Consider the following 20,325-nt stretch of genomic DNA (forward strand, 5'->3'; position numbering starts at 1 on the left):
CGCGCAGGTACTTTTCACTCTACTGCATTTTAAAAATCCACAAAAAAAGGATGGGTGTTTTCGTCTAGACAGTATTCAATTCGCTGTCTAAAGTTCGTCATTGTTACCATTTCCAATGCTTTCTTAATTGGGAAAAATCCTACTTCTAAACTTTCTGGACTTGTAGTAGGATTGCCTCCAATAACTTTGCCTAAAAATAGTGTGTTACAAATGGATCGTTCAACATTTTGAAAGATTCCACAGAACTTAACAATCTCTATATCAATACCAGATTCCTCTTTCGTTTCCCTGATTGCAGCGTCCTTTAGAGATTCCCCCTCTTCAACTTGTCCACCAGGCATCTCCCACCCTCTACGGGGCCCTTTTATTAACAAAAGCTCATTCTTGTTATTTATGACAATTGTGGCTGCCGAAACAATGTGTTTTGGTGGTGTCATACACTCACCCCCTAATTTACTCCACTTTTATTGTAGTTACTTAAAAATTCTTTTCCAGCTAACTGACTAGCTAACTTGAAGGATCGTTAAATAAAATTTATGCTGCTTAGTTATCAAACCAATTCAATGCCCGTTGTTCCATTTCCTGTATGAAAGGCTTCTTTGCTTTACTGTATAAGGCTGTATCGTCGTATTGATCAGCCAATCTTTGTTTGAAACACGTATAGCGTTCAACTTCGTCAGGATGAGTCCTTAAATAGTCTCTAAACACAAGATGGCGTTTAATTTGGGGATGATTTTCCTGATAAACATGTATATGATGGGTTCTGTCATTTCCACCTTTACGAAATAAGCGTCTACCTGGAATTCCCCATTCCCCAGCAACATCATAGCCTAACTGCTCCATTTGTTCATTGAATAGGTCAATTGTTTTGATATCTTTAACGAGACACATCATATCAACAACAGGCTTTGCCTTCATGTTTGGAACCGAGGTACTTCCAAAATGTTCGAACTTAATGATCTCATCCCCGAATATTTTACAAAAGATGTTAACTTCTTCTTCGTACATTCGAATCCAATTTCTATCGTACTCTGACAATCGAACTTTCAAATAATCTCCCCCGTTAAAAGTACTTAGTTACGGACACCGGCTTAAAATTGTTTATGTAAGATTTCTCCTGGTAAACCGTCTATTTCACAAAACTCCTGGGATATAAAACCAAGGTTGCTTAATATTTTTCTCGAAGGATTATTCGCGGGGTCAATAATAGCTGTAATTACCTTTAAATCTAATGGTTTGGCAATTTCTAATAGTTTTTTTGCAGTCTCAGTTCCATAACCTTTTCCCCAATACTCCGGTAGCAACATATATCCAATTTCTGCTTCCCGACTTCTGTCTTCATTTATCGTCAAATGTCCCAGACCAATGAATGTCTTGTCTAAATAATCATAGATTTTATATGAACCAAAACTATCGTATTTTTCATTTCGATTTATAAGTTTTTGAAAACTTATTTTAGCTTCATCGTAAAGGAATGTACGCTCAGTTATTTGAGCCATAACACCGTCATTCGATACAAGACGATAATACAACTCAAAATCAGTTTCTTGGAATTTCGATAATTTTAATTCCATTTGAACCTCCAGCGTTTAGTTTACGTACGAATGGATTAGCAACAATCTAAAAGTTCGTTAGTCTAATAAGCTTTAAACTTTAGATCGAACGATTAAGATGCGTCTATACATACCAGTTATATATAACTGACAGCTATTATAATAAAAACCAAAGTAAAGAAGATACCTCTAATTATAAGAGAACGCTTAACCGCTACTTCATCTACTATAGGAGTTGTTATAAAAGCTTTTTTAAACGATAAATGAATAGCTTTTGTGGGATTTATATACTGCCAGATTGAACTTGCGTAGAATGCAATAACAATAATGAAAAATAAAAATAGTTTAAACATAATCTCCAACCTCCAGCTTCGTAAATGAAAAAAAGCATTTGGCGAAGGGGCGTTAACAAGTACCGATTAACCGTCCACTCATTTCTTTTAAAAAAACAATACCATTAGATCTTCGTCAAAATAGACGTCATCTAGCTTTAGTGCACGTCTCTCCGTAGCGTAAATCTCAAATCCCAGCAAAGAATATAACTCTTTTGCGGCCTTATTCGTGGTCACCACAGTTAAATAAATCTGTTCAACACCTTGCAATTCTTTCGCCATATTAATGGCTTCCATTATTAAAGCTTTACCAATCCCAAAACCACGCATATCTGGTGAAACATACAGAGCTACAATCGTTGCTCTGTGGCGCAGTTTAATCCGCTTTTCTGTAACTAAAGTAATAATTCCGACAAGAACACCATTTTCAAAAGCGCCAAATGTTAGAGAGTCCTCTGATTGAAATCTAATTTTATACTTGTCAACAGGATAATCTTTTTCCTCTTCGTAAGTAGAACCAAATGATTCAGGACTGTTTTGTAAAGCTTTTAATCTTAGAGAAAGATAACTTTCTGCATCTTGTGGAACTAAACGTCTGATCATCATAGATTCCCTCACAATTATAAATATGTTTTTTTGTTATACGAAAAAGTAATAACCTCTTGTGCTTCTTAAATGATTGTTCGAACTGGCAACCGTTTGATTTAAGGTCGTTTCTCCCATGGTTCCAGAGTTCCAACTACGCACTTCACTTGATCCCGTTGAATCGCTTTAATAATACCGGTAGCAATTTCTTTGTTTGTAAGCCAACGAGAGGAGGTATCGCTCAGAATAAAACCAAGCACTATTTGACGATAAAGACATCTTTCTGGTACAGGCATAGGGACTTGAGATAAATGAGCGGTACTCCCCCTGACATGAAATAACCGCCAAGGATTAGGTGATAGGTTTGAAAGCGTTTCTGCTAAAATACGGAGCGCATTAGGAGCATCTGAATGAATCCAACACACAGCTAGCGTGATGGGGCCACGCTTATGTTGAATTTCAATAATCTCTTTAAGAAAATGTTCCTCGTTCCGGTAATCAACACTAATTGGGGAAATGCTAGAAGAATCACAAGCTTGTTTTACTACGTCGTTTAAACGTTCTTGGGTTCTTCCAATAACTGAAACATTGTACCCTTGATCGACAAGCCATAAGCATACCTCTTTTAGCATCCCGGTTCCTCCAACAACAAGTACATGAGGTTTCACTATGAAGCCCCTCCCTCTTTAAGTACATCACTTCTGTTGAACTGAGAAAAAAGCTCTATAAAAACTGTTCCTAATACACAGAACGGTGCTGAAAACTTCATAAAAAGAATTCTATTTTTATCATGTCATTCTTTTTCTTGGTTAAATCTCGAAGGATGAAGTTAGCATGCTGTCATAGTTGGTTTGACATTGAACACGACGCCATTTCAAAAGGCAGCTAGTTTAACGGTAGTTTGACTACTTATAAAAACGAAATTGTATTAATTGGTTATCAGTTCCTAAGTATTCTTCTTTGCCAATTTTACTTATCTCTACAAATCCTACCTTTTCCAGCATTTTTCTTGAGCGAATATTTCCTTCTTGTGTTTCCGCATCAAAAATAGTAATTCCAAATTGATCAGAAGCATATTCCATCATAATGATAATGGACCTTGAGCCGATACCTTTCCCCCATACATCACTTTCTCCAATTGCAATGCCAATTTCAGCAGTATGATTGTTAATATGAGCCAAGTCCACATATCCAACTAATTTGTCTCCCAGCTGGATGCCCAGACGGACAAAATCTTTAGACTCATGAGTTACACAGTGAAGCCACCATCTATATAACTCTTTTTCACTTCTATTAAAATCCCATCCATTTGCTTCACAAAACGTATCATCACGACTCCACTTTTTAACAATTTCATAATCATCTTCACGTAATTTCCTCATTCTTATATGGGGAAGTATGTTTTCGTTTTTATTCATGCCTTCCTCCCGTTTAATAATCTAGCCATTATAGATGGTACCAATTTCAGTGTTCATATGAACGTGTCAAAACATGTCGATTACCCAATCTCGTTACAGTACGCAACCATTTAAGGGGGTATCTAGTCTAAGGCCCTCTGGATAATAAGCAATCAGCTCATTACATTTTTTGAAGTGGCTGACCATCTATGATATAGGGTACAGCTAACATAAAAAAACCTCTTTAGACAATTCTATCCAAAGAAGCTCAACAACGCAATTTAATTTCCCAATAATTCTTAACCTTCTCTCAGAACAACCTCGCTTTGCAGGAGGAACTTATTACAAATGAATGTGTACGGTGTTTTTCCCGTTTACTTTCACTATTGCAGCTGCTAAATTTCCCTCGCAGATTATTACTGATTCTGAACTAACATATCTGCGTGTTGAATGCTTTGCTTTAAAAATTGTGGTGAATTCGAGTGGGTTACTATTTCTTCAGTAGTTAACCATAATACTTTTTCAACCTCATCGGGACTTTTGCAGAATGCCTCCCCAGATTCATATTCACAAAGAAAAACAATATCCACGACATGTTCTCCTTTACCAGTTACAAACGATGTACTATGTACATAATTTAATCTGTCTTTTACGTTCACACCGACTTCTTCATATATTTCTCTTTTCACTGTTCGCTCTAATATATCTGATGAATTCCCTTCCAGATCCACCTTACCTCCAACAAGTGAAAGCTGGCCACCCGCATGTTCCTCTTTCTTGCTTCTTTCAATTATAAGCCACTTATCATTTTTCCTTATAGCACCTTCGACATTTACGATAACCATATTAAAGTTCCTCCGAAATAATTATTTGTGTTATTGCAGGATATTTGGCCAGTAATCTTTCTAAATGAGGAGACCTTCCATCATTAAACTAATGGAATCGATTATTCAGCAACATAGCACTTGGATGAAAAAACTAAACTATAAATTGTGTAAACCAAGCTATGTATTTAGCTCCAGGTATAAAGAATAATTGTGCCAACAAAGTTCCAAATAGCCTGGACGTAACCATCATCAATGAGATATTTTTAAGTGTTTGATAATTACCTCTTTGATTCACTACATCATCCGCAACCACGGAGACTTTAGGATCGACGAAAATAACTAATAGAATGGTAGCCATACCATTGATTAAACCGGATGCCATAATTGCTGTTGATGCACGCTCTGGGGAGAGTAATGCCGCATATAAAGCAGATAGCACACCAATAGTGTATATGGCGGTTATTATCATATTTATTAAAAATAATCGGACTGGAATATCTTTGATCTTCGTATCCTTCAAATATGAAAATTTCGGTAAACTGAAATGTGTAATGCCGCGTTTAATGTACTGCGAGGAAAACAGTTTTTTTAATAGCGATGGAACAGAACCCTTTTCTTCAGATAAATGAATGATTGCCCTTGAAAATAACGCTACAAAGGTAGGAAGTAAAAGCATGCCAAACACAGTACCGACTGTAGAGGCTCCAATGAGAAAACGAAATTGTGTCTCTACGAATTCTTGCGCATTATGAGTTGGCGCAGTGTCTATTAGACTTCCTGTAAATGGCTGTTGCATCATATTTGCCAATCTTGAAAACATCACCATTATATTAAAAAGAGATAAGGCTGAAGCAATCATCCGTACTCGTGCTCCTGATAATCTTACGGCATAGGCAAGCGTTTCAATAGAATGAATGATAAAAATGAACAACGCTATATATATGAGTTTTTGTGTAATGATTTCCAATAGGATTACCTTCTTTTTAGCAAGCTCGTTTGAAATTAGGGTACATAGCTAGGACGAAGTGTACCCAACAGCATAGTTCTACTATTTAGGAACACCAGTTTTTTGAAGTGGATAAAACCTGAATTTCACTTCTCCAATAACTGAGTCAGTCGAAATTAACCCATATTCTCTACTATCGCTACTTTTCAATCGATTATCGCCCAAAACAAAAAGATAACCTTTAGGAACCGTTGTCTTTCCAGTAAGTTCTTGCAATGTGAAATCACCAGTAATTCTAGGCAAATCAAAATCATTTTTTCTTTTCACATAAGTTTCTTCATACGGAGTTCCGTTCACGTATAGCACATCGTCTTGCATTTCTATGCGATCCCCAGGGAGACCGATTATTCTCTTAATGTATTGTTTATCAGCATCTGGAGCTTTGAAAACAATCGTATCAAATCGATCCAATTTGCTTGTTTTACTTACAACAATTCTATTATTATCTTCGAATGTGGGTTCCATAGATACACCTTGAACGGTCACGGGTGTAAAGATAAATAGACGGCACACAATCACAATAAATGCAGCAAATACAATTGATTTTATCCAAGAGTATACTTCCTTTTTGGTACTTTCTTGCAAGAGAATTCCTCCTAACATTTTTTAAACGCGCTCAATTCTAAAACAAGTTTTTGATGGAATTTCTATTACGGTTGAAGACTTAATACCAGTGAATACCACCGTTTTTAGCAATTAAGGAGAACCAATTATAGGTAATCCTAATTTAACTTAAGTTTATATGTTTGATTACAGCCATTTCCTTGCCAAAACGATCTCCATTGTCAATAAATCCTAAACTGGCGTATAAGTGGTGGGCCGCTTTATTATCCGGATGGTAACCCACAACAATCTTTTCTGCATTGGGTAGCTTACTCATCTCTGAAATCATTAATTGAGTTGCAACTTTTCCTATACCTTGCCCCTGGAAGTTCTTATCAACCATTATTCTAAATACCCAGTAACCATCAAGTTCCTCTTTCAGTGTATTAAACATTAGAAAACCAACTACTTTTTCTTCAAAATAAATTGCAAAGGGTTTTAAAGAGGGCTCAAACTTTGATTGGGCAATTGAAACAGCGTTCGCTTCCATATACTCAACTTGGTTCTCTGATAATTCCAATTCACAACAGTCATACCAGTTATCTTCGTTCAATTCTTCAATTTTCACATTACCTGCTTTCATACATTTTCCCCTTCCGATTTTAGGGGGAACGCTAAGTCACTGTTGTTATTTAGACGTTATCCCCTTTAAGTTCTTTACTAAAAAAGTGCTATTGTTAGCCATAATGAACGCCCCCTTAACATGTTTTGATATTAATCGTATTGTGGTTTTTATATTTTATAGTCTGAATAGAATCAATCGGAAACTCAGGTGTAATTTAAGCGTGATGGTTCTTCAGCAACTCCTCCACTATTATTGTAAGACGTTTGAACTGGTGGAAAGTTCTGTTTTTTTATGCAGGGACATAAAAAATGAAAAATCTAATTTAAGTGGCCAGTATCATATAATAGTATTTCATGTAATAAACTACTTAAATCAACGGCAGTCACAAGAGAGAAATATAGTCCAAGTGCTCCTGCTAGAATAATTACTAACGTGCCGCTACCTTTAAGCAACACACTCTTTTTCTTGTAAAGGATCAGGGCGGTTATAACAACAAGTACAAAGTAAGAGAACGATATTATTAACGTACCTAACTCTAACTCGCTCTCGTTAACACTAAACATAAAGTTCTCTAGATTCTTTACGTTATCTTCATTTTCTTCAATGAGTAAGGTATTTCCTTTATAACTAATATCCCAAGAAAATGTATCTTGTTCTTTAACTACAATGTATTGATATCCCATGGCTGCCCCATGGCCAATAACGCTTGAGTAACCTTGTACTTCATCTCTTTCCCCTTTTGAACAAGCCGCAAGTAATAAAATAGTAGCGAAAAGCATGAGAAGAACATATTTTTTCATGTCACCGCATCCCCTTCCAAAATCCATCTTGTGATAGCAATAAGATAGAAACAACTATTTCTTAATCAAGCTAAGCTCTTCAATTAATTCAGGAAAAGTAGACAATTGCTCGCTTTGTGAAATGAATTGACAAGCTTCTGTATATTTCTTTTCATTCTTCAGTTCATGATAGTGAGAAACCTCATCTAACCATTTTTGATGGAAACCCCAGTCCTCAATATTATCTTTCTTAACTATCTCCAATGCTTTTTCTGCAGTGTTTACAGCTTCTTGAGAGTCAATAACGGTTAATAAATAGGAGAGATACATGTAACTACTCGGATTTTCCGGTTCTATACTAATGATTTTTCTTCTAGCACTGAGGGCTTCTTCCCATCTTTTTTGTTTTTCCAGCATTAAAGCGTATTGGTGCCATGCTAACGGTTCGCGTGGATGCTTCTTAAGAATTTTTTTATAGTGTTTTTCAGCTTTTTTGAAATCATCCTCCTGCCAAAGCTTGTAGGCTGTATCTAAATCTTTTTCCAATGAATTAATACTTGTAATAGTAAGTGTCTTTGGATCTAACCCAGTGAGTTGTTTAAAGGACTCATCAAACGTTCCAGATTCTTTTATATTCAATACAATGTCTGACAAAATAATGGAATCGTCAACGCTTCCTAGTACATATTCAATTGTTTTTCCTGCAAAGTAATAGACATCAGATTCAGATTGGTTAGTGGCATTCTTCCAATCTTGAGAACTTTGTAAGTTGTCCAATGTTAAATCGGGGCTAATGTTTCCAGATTTTCTCGATTCATCACCTATCTGATTCCCCATGTATTCGCTCACGCCTTCATGATACCAAGCTGGGACATCGTCAAACTTTATTCCCTTGTCGACTAAAAACATGTCCATCAAATAGTGACCATACTCATGACTAAAAATTCCAGACAAGGAAGGTTCCTCACCATTCACATCTTTTGGCTGCTCATACATGATGGCTCTATTATCCAATCTTGTATACGAACCGCCCTCCCTTTCCCCTGCAGATGTTCTTGCTTGTATGTACTCATCATAGTTAGGCAAAATAATCACTTCTAAATTCTTCGTTTTCGGTATTTGATATCCGAAGATTTCCAGTTCAAGTTGTTCAATATCACCCATTTTGCTGATTATCTCATGAACTTTGTCCTCCGCATTCGGTGGGTATTTAAACGTAATATTTCTGTTTTTTAATTCAGGATAGTCTTTTATGAGCTGTTGGATGGCTTTTTCATTAACATCGGCCTTACCCAAGACGACATTCATTTTATGAAACGGAGTAAACTCCCCGTATTCATCAATTATCGCAAAGTTAAAAATCCATAGTACAACCAAAAGACTACCGGTTATAGCTAAGTATAAAGATTTTAAGGAAAGTTTTATTAGTCCGTTCCAATTATAAAACTTAGACTGCGATTTAATAAAGCTGATTAGTGCAAAAATAAAAGCTGTAAACAAGGCGATCAATACAAGAATCAAAACAATAGTTCCCCATAGCTTACTTGATAATAGAAAGATGCCAACCAACAAGATAGCTGTAAAAATTAGAGCAATCAGTGTAAAGAAGATGTATTTAACAATGCGCAATTTGCTTTCCCCCAAGATGACACAAAAATAGTAAAAAATCTATATGTATTTGATCAGTGTTTTTTAAGAGGAGTTATAAGTTTCAAAAGAGAAATTTAATTAGTTTCCTCTTACGGTAAGAGATCTCCTTGTCAATGCGTGAAAAATACCATGTTATATGAAATATTTTTAGATAATTTTTGAGGAGCTAAAGTACAGCGGTCCATTAATTAGATAAATCGTCAATCGCCTTAACAGCTAATCCTAATGCTTTCATTCTTCTCTCTAAAAGAGTTTTCTGAGGGGTACCAGCCTTTGACTTAGCATAACTGTTCTCGATTGATGGGAATAGACCATTGAGAACACTACGAGCTTCCACTAAATCTGCGGGTGCGTAATGATAAGGTTTTTGATCCCAAGCGTATTCCAGCGTAGCCAATCCTATGCTAACAGCTTTCAGTCGCTTCTTTACTAATGTGGTATTTGCGCCTTTCTGAGTCATCTGAGAAAAAGCATTTTCAAGTTTACTAATTGTCGATTGTAAAGATTTTATTGATTCCACTTTATCTACATTTGTTACGTTCTCCATATTATGTCTGCCCTTTCTTCATCTTCAATAGACTCATTTTCCAGAATAGACACAGATCCTTATTAAATAATATCCCTCTCTTGCCTAATAGAGAGAAATTATTGATCTATGATGTCTCGTAACTCATTTGTTTCTTGTTTAGAAAGTGTAAAGTAACTATTTGCACCGTCATTATATAAAATTGAACTACCATCTTCCTGATAAAATACATAAAACCACATTTCGGAAATACCTTCTTTGCGTCTTTCAAGCGTGAAAAATGTATCTGGTTTTCTATCAAAGTCTTTCGGTTCTTCTATCTCCCTAGCTTCCTTAATTATCATTCTCAAAGCCTCGATAGATTCTGCATCCTTAATCTCCATTTCAAAACTAATCTCTGTGCGATTTACAGGTGTTCCTATTCGTATCCCTTCATCTGCTGAACACCCTTGGAATAATGTTAACGAGATTAAAATCAAAAACATTAACATAAACTTGTTAATTTGAATTCCCCCTCGAGTGTTAAGGTGCGTACTAATAATCTTTTCTTATTCTGAAAAAAGGAAACTAACGCTTTCTAACCGATTGAACAATAAAAACTATGCCTACTACTGCTACTAAGGAGGCTATTATTAATGGTAAGGTTCCTACTTGTATTAGAGCAGTTTTAAAAACACCATACCTAGAATCCCATCCTTCTCCATTAGGACTATTCAAGACTTGCGAATAAATCGATGCCGAGATCCAAGTGGAACCGTAAAGAATAGCACTTACAATTAACAAGGTTAAACCAATGTTTACGTTTTTTATTTTTTCTCACCCCTATCTTTAAGCATATGGTCATATTAATCTGCAAATGTTATGCAACGATTGCGTCGGATAACAGGATTGCGACATTCTCTAATCTCTCAATATGGTATTTCACTGAGCTTAATATTAGTGATTTTTCCTGCTTGCCAATCTTCAAATATAGCACCATATAAAACAGTATCGGATACAGTACCACATTCATTTTCCCAACTATTTCTTAAGTAACCTTCTTTAACAAATCCTGCTTTTGTGAAACATTTTCTCATAGGAAGATTGTCTGCTCTTGTATATCCTTCAATACGGATTTTCCCTCTTTTACCAAACAAATAATCTTGTAACCATTTTAGTGATTTCACTCCGTAACCTTTTCCTTGATACTTAGCATCTAAACGAATATCGAATTGAGGTATCGTGTCGTCTATATCATCAATAACTATAATTCCAACTTTTTTATCAACATCTATCAACCAAAAAGTTTCTCGACCATCTGAATAATATCCACTTTCTATATCTACTTTCACTTTATCTCTTTGAGGAATACCACCTGAATGATAGCGCCATTCATTATTAATTAATAAATCCACCAAATCTTGAACTTCATTTTTAAATAACTTGAATTGCATTTCATAAACTCCTATCAGTATGAATTTTTCGTACTAACCATTGAGAATTTTCTTTAGATAAATGGTTCATTTGGTGGCCAAAGGTTGTTAACTCTATGCACCCTTATATTGAATTGAATTCTAAAGGTAGTTTATTACGTCAGCAATCTTGTCTATTTGATTTTTTTATGGCATGATATTCATTACCACCCCCCGATACCAAATCCGTTTATACCTATATTCATTGCCAACTCCACATCAACAGTTGAATCTCCAATCAAGAAAGACTTAGATAAATCAATGTCGGGATATTCCTTTAGAGATTGTCTAATCATACCTGTTTTCGGTTTATTACAATAACAGTTTTCCACTTTTGCATGAGAACAATAATAAATATTATGAATTTCGATGCCATTCCTTTTTAACTTAATAAGCATTTGTTTAGTTATATCAAGGTATTGTTTCTCAGCAATATAGCACTCATTTATAATGTATTGATGGGTTAAGATAATAACTTTGTAATCTTTATTTAGAATCTCTTTAAGTGTTTCAATAGCACCATCAATAAATAGGGGTCGTTTAATATTTGTCCACTCATGATCAGGATATCAATTATAGTTCCATCTCTATCAAAAAATGCAACCTTCATTAATTCTCCCCTAATAGAATATCAAGTTACTTTTCGAACAAAATTATAGAGTAGTACAATACCGTTATATGGACCTATTGTTAATTTTTGTATTTAATAAACGTCCACTATTGGTAAGAAACCCTATTTTTCTAAAGGGATTAATGATGAAGTGTCTAACTCTTCGCTTTGTATTACAATTCCAGTTAATCCAGTATCAGTTTTGGTTTCGTGCCATTCATCCTTCTCCCAAAAAACCGCTTCCCCACTTTGCACTTTCACAAATTCATCTGTTTCCCCTCTTACAAAACCTTCTCCATTTACAATCAAAAGAAGCTGAGGTACAACTGCCTTATGGAAGCCAATTATTCCGTTCTCCTCAAGATGCATACATCCGATATTTGCTACTTTATGAGTAATGGAAATATGTGTCAATATAAAATCAGAACTGAATTGTGTGATTTTCTTCCCCGTTTCTTTTTTAAAGTGATAAATTTCCATAAAATCACCTCGACTGTTTACTAGTTTCTCTTCATGCATGTATTGAATACATTTTTATTAATAAACTGTTAATATCCCTAAAGGAAAATTATGCATTCTAAACAAATAGCTCGTTTCCGATATAGACGAAATCGTTATAACTCGAACATCCCCGATTGCTGACGTACCTGATGTCAAGTGATCTTTTTTGAAAACCCTGTACTTTTACCTACATAGCCATTACTTTCATAAAAAGTATGTGCTATTTGACGTTCTTCTCGATTGCCGCTATTTAATGTTATACCTATTGCGCCTTGTTGTATTGCCCATTGTTCACAAGCTTTTAAAAGTTTCGTCCCAACCCCTTGATTACGTAGTTTAGAACTTACAACAAACGCAATAATTCGGACATATAAACCAGTAAATTCATAAGCAAGCCCCTTACACAACCCTGCAAACCCTATAACTTGATTGTTTTTAACAACCACTAGGGCTTCATAATCTCCATGTTTTTTTAGTAAATCCAATCGTTTTGATAATTCTTCTAATGTTGTTGGATATCCCAATTCACTCATCAGTTCAACTAAATCTGTGAAATCTGTTGGTTGTATTGATCTAATCTCAGTTGTCATTTGCTTCACCTTTTCTACAAATTGAAATTATACTATTTACACATTAAGTAGGTAAGGCGCAATTCTTGTTCTAGAATCTTACCTGTTTTCGCATAATTCATTTTCCAGAAACCTTATAATTTCGTTTTAAAAGGCCCATAAATACAACATCATGCCAAGAACCATTTCGATACAGTTGTTCCATTAATCTTCCTTCTTCATAAAATCCAAGTTTTTGATAAAGTCGTATCGCCCGTTCATTGAAAGAAAACACTCGTAAATTCACTTTATGCAAATTTAATTCGTTGAAAGCAAAGTCTAATAAAAGTGAAAAAGCCTCCGTTCCAATACCCTTACTCCAGTAATCTTTCTCACCGATATCAATGATACATTCAGCGTTACGGTTTACATAATCAATGTTTATAAGCGATGTAACGCCAATGGGCTTATTTGTTTTAACTTCCTCAATCATGTACCCTTTTGAATTATAGGATTCAGTTATACTTTTAATGAAATTTTCAGTCTCGGTATAGGTAAAAACATCTAATGAAGGATTAGTAAATTGCATGACCTCTACATCATTTCTCCATTTATGGTAAATGGAAACATCTTCATCTATATTAGATATTTTCCTTAATCGAATTCTTTTACCTTTAAAAAGCATGTAAGCAACTTCCTTTGCATTATTATTTATTTAATAAGTTTGGAGAGCAGCAGGTGTTCAGTTAACACACCATTTTGTAGAGATTATTTATAGAGAAATCTATTTTTTCGCCTATTCAAAATGAAATATTTAGTCAGGATTAGTGAATATTTACTGAACAATATAAATATTGAAAGAAGATTGTGATCATGAAAAAATTATATCTTTTATTGTCGTTAACCTTTTTATTAATTTTGGTCTCACTGTTTTGTCCAAGAAATAAATTCCTTCAAAGTGCTAACTTATCATAGAGAAAATGTAATTTTGTTAATTATTAGTAAATATTAGCAGTAAGAAATCTAAATCCTCAGGGTATGTATGAGACATTGTTTTCACTTCAGATAATGACTTCCAAGCAGCAGCTGCAATAATTCCATCAGGATCCTGAATACCAGTGCTCGTGCCAACCTTTTCTACTCAAAATAATATGTTTTCACTTCAATCCCTGTAATCGATGTTTCTTTAACTAGCAATTGTTCTAGGATACTCACATCATATCCAGTTTCTTCTTTAACTTCCCTTATGCAACATTCCTCTGGACTTTCACCTTCTTCGATTCCGCCAGAAGGAACCGCCCATTCTTCTGATTCTTGACATTTCACCATTAGTAGTTCATTTTTTTCGTTGAAACAAATCCCTGCTGAACCCAACCAGCTTTTCATCAAATCCCCCAAATCATCAATCCTGTTATTGAACTATTTGGCCATGCTGAAGAAGAAGCGATTTATAGTAATATGCTCTGTTGCTTGTAGCGGAAGACGGCCGACTCCGAAGGGATCAGCGTGCGTCTTGAGACCCCGCAGGGCGCATGCTTTTCGCGACCGAGGAGGCTTAAGTCACGCCCCTCGGAAAGCGTGCCTTCTGAAGCGGAAAGCAACGGTCTTCAAGGACTGTGGACCTGATGCAGCACAGACTAATTGAATGCGTTTGGTTCATTAAGTCTTTATACCATCTATCGACTTAATGAACCTCATAAAAGGACAAAGCAACCTTTAAGTTATGATAGAACGCTAAGTGGTTGAACCACCTCGCAAACTTCACTTTCTTCAAGGAATTTGGTAACGATTGATGAATGGGAGCTACCTACTATAAACAAAATACGTTCCTTTTGTGACTCAATGAGACGGGTCAGATTAGAGAACAAAATTAAATTTCTTTTGTACCACCAGCTTAACCAGTTCATACCGACATAGTTATTGAAGTCACCGATACGTGCTATGTTTACATATATTTTATGGAACATATTAATGAGAACTGGATCATTTAGCTCTTTATAATAATCTACTATACTTTTACTTTCTGTTAATTCTGGCACGTGAAGTTCCTTATATATTTCATTTAAAAGTTCTGGTTGGTTTTCTCTCCCCCAACTCTCGACTTCTCCATAATGCATGTCATACTCGCCCATCCAATCGATTGCGTATATTTGTTCATGGCCAAGCTTTAAACCTAAACGAAACCCTACTTGATCGATTTCATTCATTTCTAAGTTGTTCGAGCCCGATTTGTAATGGATAAATTTTTCGTTTAACTCCACGTTCTCTTCTGATACCATTTCAACTGCAATCTTCGTTGGTTTAAAAATTGCTAGTTTAGCAACTAATTCCTTGATTTCAGTTTGCCTTTTTTCGGAATTTAAACCTTCGTGTTCAAACATATGAAAAGTTCCAAGTACAAGCACTTTCGCCTTTTTCTGCATCGAATTTACTCCCCCATTTTTCTCCATTCACCATCCAAAACACTATAGAGAAGAGAATCTCGCCAACCTTCTTCCAATAACATATTTTCTCGCATTCTTCCTTCTTGAGTCATTCCGACCTTCCCTAAAACCTTTGAAGAGCCTATGTTTCTTGGATCACATGTAGCGAAGATGCGATGTAGACTTAAGGTCTCAAATCCAGAGTTTATTAAAAGGGTTGCTACTTCTGTAGCGTATCCCTTGCCCCAATAATCCGGATGAATAATATAACCAATCTCACCTTCTCTATTGGTAAAACTCTGTATATTCAACTCACCCGCACCAATAAGCACGTCGTTTTCGATGACCGCAAAAACAAACCTACTTCTTGGATTCCTTGTAGCATCTGACAGTACTTGTTGCACAAATAGCTGTGATTCTTCTTCGGTATTCGGTCCCCACGGTTGATATTCGCAGACACTGGATTGAGAGGCATAGCTATGTACACCGATCCAATCTCTTTCTTCCATCTCTCTCAAGGTAATTCTTTCACCCTCTAAAGATTCAGTCATTCAAGCAGCCTCCCCACTCCGGTGGTATTTCTTTCTATGAAAGATACAATGTTAAGTTACAAATTCCATTCAAACCATCTTCCGTGACCATCTGTGTCACCGATCGTGTTTTTATATTCCACACCATTCTCATAGTAATCTAGATGGAGTTGTCGATCCCACATATTATTGTAAATATGAAAGACGTCTCTCTTACTCCCGATTTTAGCAATCTTATCTAATAAGTCGTGTTTGGTTTCAGTTGGGATTTGGTTTGCCACATGAGTGTGGAAGATACAAATCGTTGAGTCTGTAGGAAGTGTATCTACTACTTCTGAAAGTAAAAGGACACCATCGCCTTCAACGAGTTTTACTGGGTTTTCTTTCAAAGACTCAGCAGCCCTGTCGAATAACTCCAATCGTTCCTGATGCTCTGGCCAAATGAGTGACTTTAACCACAAATAGTCTTCAGGAACAGATAGATTGCTTATATTGAGATCTAATCCAATTTTAGATGCAATTGGAGGGCTTTCAGAAAGTATTATTGGAAAGTGATCACCTTTAACTTCCGAGGTTATATGAACACGAGCACCTTTTTTTCCAAACGTTTCACCTGTACCATATGAATAGCTATAGTGATCCCATAAAAGCTGAAGACCCGCACTGGTTCCAATTTCAATAAGAGATAATGGTTTATCAACTTTGTTGTAAATCCACGAAAATACTGGATAGAGATAGCCGCATCGCCTAACTTCATTTGTTTGAACTAACCTGCTCTCTACTATTGAAATGATTTCCTCTCGATATCGCTCGCAGAAATCTTTAAAATTGCTGAATGTCTTGTTGTCTATTTTCCTTGGTGGATTTGTAACACTGCTATAATAGTCTTTTAATGGATGTTCATATCCTTTTAATAGAAGATAATGAACAGCCCCGAATAGTAGGTTAGGTACCGGTTGACCTTTTGGCACTGCCAGGCACAAGTCGAGTAGATCAACGTCTTCAGCAATCTTCAAAGACAAAAACTCATAAAGTTCACTGGAACCCTTACATTCCATGTTTGCGAAGTTCATAAAACTCCTGGATAAATGTGAGTCTTGCATAATTGTTCCTCCTCTTATGCTGTTTAAAAACGGCGTAGATATTTCCTTACTTAAACGTCAAGCCAACGTTCAGTACAAACAACAGTTGTTGCATCAGCATCTAACTTGACCTTTTTTCCAATGGCTAATGGATGCATGGGATGGGTGTGACACGTGTCGAATTCAGCTAATATGGGAATTGTCAGTCCATCGAGCTGTTCTAGCAATAAATCCAAAGGCTGTTTGCCTGTACCTAAATCATCATATAATTCATGTTTCCCTAAAATGATGCCCGCGACTTTTTCGAAGATCCCATGTACTTTCAGCATAGCTAGATTCTTTTCCACAACAGATGGTGGTTTTGTACAGTCTTCGATTAGTAAAATATCCCCTTGCTTAATCTCAGGGAAATACGGTGACCCGATAAAGCCGTACATCGTATTTAAGTTCCCGCCGATCAGACGTCCTTCTGCAACTCCTCCGTTCCCCGTCACCCATTCATTTGGATACAACTTTTTCTCAGTCGTCTTCTCCAACCAGTTGACCGGTTCGTCGGACCAATAGTCAGACATCGGCACTTCGTAAGGACAATCAGTTACTTTCAAAAAATACTTCTCGAAATAGCGATATGTATCATTGACTAGTGGCTCGAATTCCCCAAACGATGGAACCAGAGCAGGTCCATAAAATGTAGGAATGCCTGTTTTAGCATAAAGCGCCAGAAGTATCGCTGTGGTATCCGAATAGCCAACTACAAGTTTCGGGTTTTGTTTAAATGCTTCGTAGTCAATATAAGGCAACATACTATTTGAATTGGTACCACCAATTGTAGACATAATCATCGTGACATCCGGATCTCTAAGTAACTCATTCAGTTCATCTGCTCGCTCTTTTGGCGTGCCTGAACGGTACTCTTCGGCTTTCCCTGTTAAATTCCCCTCTTTCACGATGAATCCTTTCGATTCCAAAAACACTTTTGCCCGTTTATAGCGAGGTTCTGCATTAACCGTTGCGGGTGATGATGGGGAGAAGATTCCGATTGTATCCCCTTGTTTTAATCGCTTCATTTTCCGACCTCCTTCTCTTACAATTTGTTCATCTTATCCGCAATAGTCCGCAAGATTTGATTTTTTTCTTTCTGTAATTTAATGAAAGTGATTAGAAACCAAATGATGAACACAAATGGTACAAGCCAAAAAAGTAATGAAAGGAGTGAGAGTATCGAAATCATATTTTCCATGAAAATTCCTCCTTCCTATTTAATAACTCATTAGATACTGTGGGTTATGTATAACGAGATTAGAAACTATTTTCCGAATGTTAACTCTTTTGTTCCGGATAATTATACCATATTTCTATCTATCAACAAATGATGATTGGAAAATATTGAGTACTTGCTTCTATTTAAATGGTTCATCTCAGTGCAAGTAGTGAAATTTTTTTGTATCGATTCAATTGTAATGCTGTGTTTATGTAGCGTTCATGTTGAGGGATTACACTGAGGGTATTCAATCACGGAGGTGTTCACCATGCAAATGGCGTGGAAAGAAGTTAAAAAAAGTAAAATGAAATTCCTGATACTCGGTTCAATCATCTTTTTGGTCAGTTTCTTGACGTTCATTATCTCGGGTCTTGCAAACGGGTTGTCTGAAGACAATGCCGCCCTTATTAAAAATGTCCCCAACGGGAAGTTCTACTTGAATGAAGATGCAAAACAAACATACAGCCTTTCTAAAATCGATGTCGATCAGCAAGACAATTTGCTCGCAGACTACAATGGGGCAACTGCAATGTCCATTCAAATGGGCTTCGTCAACGATGCAGAAGACAAACAACACAGTGTTGCATTTGTGACGTCCACTGACAGTGAACTATTCCCTAATGTCAAAGACAATGAAGTCGTATTAGATGCTTCCTTAAAAGATGAAGGGATCAAAGTCGGTGACATTCTCACGAATAACCAATTCAGCGGAGAGTTCAAAGTCGTTGGTTTTGCAGAGAAGCAAACGTATAGCCACGCACCTGTTGCGTTCATCAGCATGAAAAACTATCAAGAAATTTACCGTGTGATGGAAATGCAGACGGTATTCATCCCAGGATCAGATAGTCCGGATTCCATAAAGGGACTTGAATCATTCACTAACAAAGAATTCTTGAATACGATTCCGAGCTATGGCGCAGAACAAATGTCCCTTAACATGATCATTTGGTTCCTCGTTGTGATCAGCGGTATGCTGTTTGCGATTTTCTTCTACATGATGAACGTTCAGAAAATAGGATTGTATGGCATTTTGAAAGCGATTGGTGTAAAAACAAGCTCTCTGTTCAGCATGATGTGGTATCAAATGCTGCTCATTACAGTCGTTTCACTAGTATTATCTGTTGGTCTAAGCCAGTTGTTTAGCATGGTAGCCCCTGCGGGAATGCCTTTTAGTTTGCCAATTGAAACCACATTACTTCTATCTGTCGTATTCCTAGTCATTGGCTTCATAGGAGCAACCATTTCCGGATTCCAAATCAAAAAAGTGGAGCCGTTGCAGGCAATCCAACAAGGAGAGATGTAAGATGGCGATATTTACAATTGACGATGTCGAAAAAACATTCAAAAATGGTGATGTTAGTGAGAAGATCTTAAAAGGTGTCGATCTAGACTTGAACGAAGGCGAAATCACAGCTCTCGTTGGTCCTTCCGGTTCGGGTAAGTCGACGATCTTGACGATTGCCGCTGGACTGCAGAAAGCAACTGGTGGGCAAGTACTCTTTGAAGGTAAAGATATGACCCAGATGAGCCAAGAAGAAATCCGTAAAATCCGTTCAAGTGAATTCGGATTTGTGTTCCAGTCTTCACACCTTGTCCCCTTTTTGACGGTGGAGGATCAGTTGTTGCTCATGCTCGATGTAGCAGAAACGAAGTTAAACAAAAAGCAGCAGAAGCAAGAAGTATTAAAAGTGCTGGATCTTGTCGGCATGTCACATCGGAAAGATGCCTACCCTTCTTCCCTCTCAGGTGGGGAAAAACAACGTGTCGCAATTGCACGAGCGATTATTCACCAACCGAAAATGCTATTTGCGGATGAACCAACAGCGAGTCTCGACTCTAAACGGTCCAAAGAGGTAATGGAAATAATCCGTAACTTAACGAAAACCCTTCAAATCACAACGTTAATGGTCACACATGACGAAGAAATGCTTCCCTATGCAGACCGGATTGTAACGATGAAAGATGGATTAATTGATTAAATGAGTAAACTCCTTATCCGGACGTTCAGGATAAGGGGTTTTTGGGTAGTATAGAAGTGAGGGCATTCAAGTAACGAATACATACTCAATGCTACACGAATCTAGTAGTATGGACAT

28 protein-coding genes are annotated in these 20,325 nt (G+C 36.5%); 2 read left to right on the top strand and 26 right to left on the bottom strand.

Translation table 11 applies throughout. The features are described from left to right. Positions 1-29: 29 nt before the first annotated feature. From M3197_RS16360 to M3197_RS16485, 26 genes are all read right to left on the bottom strand, one after another. Positions 30-437 (bottom strand): NUDIX hydrolase, encoded by a 408-nt coding sequence (locus M3197_RS16360; protein ID WP_251662857.1) that lies wholly within the window; start codon positions 435-437, stop codon positions 30-32. Between the two features lie 106 nt (positions 438-543). Continuing rightward, a complete protein-coding gene (locus M3197_RS16365) occupies positions 544-1,050 on the bottom strand; it encodes a GrpB family protein (protein WP_251662858.1) in 507 nt (168 codons plus the stop codon). Between the two features lie 41 nt (positions 1,051-1,091). Further along, positions 1,092-1,574, bottom strand: a complete 483-nt coding sequence (locus M3197_RS16370; RefSeq protein ID WP_251662859.1) for a GNAT family N-acetyltransferase — start codon at positions 1,572-1,574, stop codon at positions 1,092-1,094. 116 nt (positions 1,575-1,690) lie between these two features. Next, positions 1,691-1,906 (bottom strand): hypothetical protein, encoded by a 216-nt coding sequence (locus M3197_RS16375; RefSeq protein ID WP_251662860.1) that lies wholly within the window; start codon positions 1,904-1,906, stop codon positions 1,691-1,693. A gap of 87 nt (positions 1,907-1,993) precedes the next feature. Then, a complete protein-coding gene (locus M3197_RS16380; protein WP_251662862.1) occupies positions 1,994-2,491 on the bottom strand; it encodes a GNAT family N-acetyltransferase in 498 nt (165 codons plus the stop codon). 98 nt (positions 2,492-2,589) lie between these two features. Further along, positions 2,590-3,138, bottom strand: a complete 549-nt coding sequence (locus M3197_RS16385; RefSeq protein WP_251662864.1) for a short-chain dehydrogenase — start codon at positions 3,136-3,138, stop codon at positions 2,590-2,592. A gap of 237 nt (positions 3,139-3,375) precedes the next feature. Further along, the gene (locus M3197_RS16390) at positions 3,376-3,888 is read right to left on the bottom strand and encodes a GNAT family N-acetyltransferase (protein ID WP_251662866.1); all 513 of its coding nucleotides are present in this window, start codon (positions 3,886-3,888) and stop codon (positions 3,376-3,378) included. A gap of 395 nt (positions 3,889-4,283) precedes the next feature. Continuing rightward, complete coding sequence (locus M3197_RS16395; protein ID WP_251662868.1) at positions 4,284-4,712, bottom strand: NUDIX hydrolase; 429 nt, start codon at positions 4,710-4,712, stop codon at positions 4,284-4,286. A gap of 133 nt (positions 4,713-4,845) precedes the next feature. Further along, a complete protein-coding gene (locus tag M3197_RS16400; protein WP_251662870.1) occupies positions 4,846-5,661 on the bottom strand; it encodes a lipid II flippase Amj family protein in 816 nt (271 codons plus the stop codon). An 81-nt stretch (positions 5,662-5,742) separates the two neighbouring features. Then, positions 5,743-6,285, bottom strand: coding sequence for a signal peptidase I (gene lepB, locus M3197_RS16405; protein ID WP_432814011.1), 543 nt, complete (start codon positions 6,283-6,285; stop codon positions 5,743-5,745). A gap of 142 nt (positions 6,286-6,427) precedes the next feature. Beyond that, complete coding sequence (locus M3197_RS16410) at positions 6,428-6,886, bottom strand: GNAT family N-acetyltransferase (RefSeq protein ID WP_251662874.1); 459 nt, start codon at positions 6,884-6,886, stop codon at positions 6,428-6,430. 299 nt (positions 6,887-7,185) lie between these two features. Continuing rightward, positions 7,186-7,668, bottom strand: coding sequence for a hypothetical protein (locus tag M3197_RS16415; RefSeq protein WP_251662876.1), 483 nt, complete (start codon positions 7,666-7,668; stop codon positions 7,186-7,188). Positions 7,669-7,722: 54 nt separating this feature from the next. Continuing rightward, complete coding sequence (locus M3197_RS16420) at positions 7,723-9,276, bottom strand: hypothetical protein (protein WP_251662878.1); 1,554 nt, start codon at positions 9,274-9,276, stop codon at positions 7,723-7,725. Between the two features lie 205 nt (positions 9,277-9,481). Continuing rightward, a complete protein-coding gene (locus M3197_RS16425) occupies positions 9,482-9,844 on the bottom strand; it encodes a hypothetical protein (protein ID WP_251662880.1) in 363 nt (120 codons plus the stop codon). Between the two features lie 98 nt (positions 9,845-9,942). Beyond that, positions 9,943-10,314 (bottom strand): YhfM domain-containing protein, encoded by a 372-nt coding sequence (locus M3197_RS16430; protein WP_251662882.1) that lies wholly within the window; start codon positions 10,312-10,314, stop codon positions 9,943-9,945. Between the two features lie 417 nt (positions 10,315-10,731). After that, a complete protein-coding gene (locus M3197_RS16435; RefSeq protein WP_251662883.1) occupies positions 10,732-11,256 on the bottom strand; it encodes a GNAT family N-acetyltransferase in 525 nt (174 codons plus the stop codon). Positions 11,257-11,438: 182 nt separating this feature from the next. Continuing rightward, positions 11,439-11,819: an HAD-IIIA family hydrolase gene (locus M3197_RS16440; RefSeq protein ID WP_349774153.1), complete on the bottom strand. Its 381-nt coding sequence runs from the start codon at positions 11,817-11,819 to the stop codon at positions 11,439-11,441. A 188-nt stretch (positions 11,820-12,007) separates the two neighbouring features. Beyond that, a complete protein-coding gene (locus tag M3197_RS16445; RefSeq protein ID WP_251662916.1) occupies positions 12,008-12,364 on the bottom strand; it encodes a cupin in 357 nt (118 codons plus the stop codon). Positions 12,365-12,537: 173 nt separating this feature from the next. Then, positions 12,538-12,975: a GNAT family N-acetyltransferase gene (locus M3197_RS16450; protein ID WP_251662917.1), complete on the bottom strand. Its 438-nt coding sequence runs from the start codon at positions 12,973-12,975 to the stop codon at positions 12,538-12,540. A 97-nt stretch (positions 12,976-13,072) separates the two neighbouring features. Further along, positions 13,073-13,618, bottom strand: a complete 546-nt coding sequence (locus M3197_RS16455) for a GNAT family N-acetyltransferase (protein ID WP_251662885.1) — start codon at positions 13,616-13,618, stop codon at positions 13,073-13,075. A gap of 452 nt (positions 13,619-14,070) precedes the next feature. Then, positions 14,071-14,319 (bottom strand): NUDIX hydrolase, encoded by a 249-nt coding sequence (locus M3197_RS16460; RefSeq protein WP_251662888.1) that lies wholly within the window; start codon positions 14,317-14,319, stop codon positions 14,071-14,073. A 335-nt stretch (positions 14,320-14,654) separates the two neighbouring features. Next, positions 14,655-15,356 (bottom strand): DUF5694 domain-containing protein, encoded by a 702-nt coding sequence (locus M3197_RS16465; RefSeq protein WP_251662890.1) that lies wholly within the window; start codon positions 15,354-15,356, stop codon positions 14,655-14,657. A gap of 5 nt (positions 15,357-15,361) precedes the next feature. Next, positions 15,362-15,907 carry a GNAT family N-acetyltransferase gene (locus M3197_RS16470; RefSeq protein WP_251662892.1) on the bottom strand — a complete coding sequence of 182 codons (546 nt, stop codon included), beginning with the start codon at positions 15,905-15,907 and terminating at the stop codon, positions 15,362-15,364. Positions 15,908-15,963: 56 nt separating this feature from the next. Next, on the bottom strand, positions 15,964-16,992 hold the full coding sequence (locus M3197_RS16475) for a DUF2332 domain-containing protein (protein ID WP_432814013.1): 1,029 nt from the start codon (positions 16,990-16,992) through the stop codon (positions 15,964-15,966). Between the two features lie 47 nt (positions 16,993-17,039). Continuing rightward, positions 17,040-18,035, bottom strand: a complete 996-nt coding sequence (locus M3197_RS16480) for a S66 family peptidase (RefSeq protein ID WP_251662896.1) — start codon at positions 18,033-18,035, stop codon at positions 17,040-17,042. Between the two features lie 17 nt (positions 18,036-18,052). Continuing rightward, positions 18,053-18,208, bottom strand: coding sequence for a hypothetical protein (locus M3197_RS16485; protein ID WP_251662897.1), 156 nt, complete (start codon positions 18,206-18,208; stop codon positions 18,053-18,055). A gap of 289 nt (positions 18,209-18,497) precedes the next feature. Here M3197_RS16485 and M3197_RS16490 point away from each other — a divergent pair, with 289 nt between their 5' ends. Together M3197_RS16490 and M3197_RS16495 are read left to right on the top strand one after the other, a co-directional pair. Continuing rightward, positions 18,498-19,532 (top strand): ABC transporter permease, encoded by a 1,035-nt coding sequence (locus M3197_RS16490; protein ID WP_251662898.1) that lies wholly within the window; start codon positions 18,498-18,500, stop codon positions 19,530-19,532. A gap of 1 nt (position 19,533) precedes the next feature. Continuing rightward, positions 19,534-20,208: an ABC transporter ATP-binding protein gene (locus M3197_RS16495; RefSeq protein ID WP_251662899.1), complete on the top strand. Its 675-nt coding sequence runs from the start codon at positions 19,534-19,536 to the stop codon at positions 20,206-20,208. Positions 20,209-20,325 lie beyond the last annotated feature (117 nt).

The sequence above is a fragment of the Sporosarcina aquimarina genome (genome assembly GCF_023715615.1).
Classification (GTDB): domain Bacteria; phylum Bacillota; class Bacilli; order Bacillales_A; family Planococcaceae; genus Sporosarcina; species Sporosarcina aquimarina_A.